The organism is Patulibacter ginsengiterrae (genome assembly GCF_056269115.1).
Genome location: NZ_JBWDOG010000039.1, coordinates 1 through 1,092 on the forward strand (window position 1 = coordinate 1; position 1,092 = coordinate 1,092).

Consider the following 1,092-nt stretch of genomic DNA (forward strand, 5'->3'; position numbering starts at 1 on the left):
CCTAGGTGTAAGGGCTAGGGAGGTTGTTCCGGTCTAGGTGCCGGGTCCCGGAGGGACCCGGCAGGCCGGAGGCCTGCCGTTCAACGAGGCATGGGGTCGTCGATGGTTGTAGTTCAGCAGCCAGCCCGCAAGGCCCGCAGTTCGCTCGATCGAAGAGCCGTAGATCGGGCCGTAGGCCCAGCCCTCGAGCATCGTCCGGATGAACCGCTCGGCCTTGCCGTTGGTCTGCGGGTGATACGCCGGCGAGCGACTGTGCCGGATCGCGTTGGAGCGACAGAAGACCCCGAAGACCCCCGAGACGTACGGCGATCCGTTGTCGGTGTGCAGCCGCTCGCAGTGGATGCCGTGCGCGGAGTAAAACGCCAGCGCGCGCTGCACAAATCCCACGGTCGTGGTGCCTTTCTCGTCGGCCAACACCTCGGCGTACGCCAGGCGGCTGTAGCCGTCGATGGCGACGTGCACGACCTCCCAACCGGTCTGCAGACGCCGCACCCCGGACCCATCGGCTGGTCGCGGCTTTCCTTTCCGACAGCGATTTCCCGTCACGCGGTGCCCGGCGCCGCCAACGATCCGGCCGAGCTTCTTCGTATCCAGATGGATCACCTCGCCCGGCCGATCGACCCGAAAGACCTTCGCGGGCTCCAAGCCGATGCGACCCAACCGACCCAGCCCTTCCCGCTTCAACACCGCCGAAACGGTCGAGCTGGGCATCGAGAGCAGCTCCGCGATCTGCGGCCCGGAGAACCGCAAGCCACGCAGCAGACGGATGGCTTCGACCCGCCCCGCTGGCGTTTGGTTCGGCGACCGCCTGGGCCTACTGGAACGGTCCCTCAGGCCCGCGGGTCCTTCGGCTTGCCAGCGCGCCCACCACTTGCGGCAGGACCGGTCGCTCGCTCCGATCGCTGACGCGATCTCCGCAAACGACCGGTCCTGCCGACGCAGCTCGACAACGCGTTCTCTGCCGCGCAACGAGAGCGCGGCGTTACCGTGGAGGTTCATTCGGGTGCCTTCTTGGAGGGCTAGGTGTCTCGCAACTCCCAGCCTCTCCGAAGGGCACCCGGATGAACAACCTCCCTAGGAACTACACCTAGG

Annotated in this window: 1 protein-coding gene; it reads right to left on the reverse strand. The window is 66.9% G+C overall.

All coding sequences use genetic code 11. The features are described from left to right. Positions 1-33: 33 nt before the first annotated feature. On the reverse strand, positions 34-999 hold the full coding sequence (locus tag ACVUH9_RS22175) for an IS481 family transposase (protein WP_475761015.1): 966 nt from the start codon (positions 997-999) through the stop codon (positions 34-36). Between the last annotated feature and the right edge of the window lie 93 nt (positions 1,000-1,092).

Excerpts from the sequence above, each read along its gene's own strand:
- ACVUH9_RS22175 (WP_475761015.1), bottom strand. The coding sequence starts at position 999 with ATGAACCTCCACGGTAACGCCGCGCTCTCGTTGCGCGGCAGAGAACGC.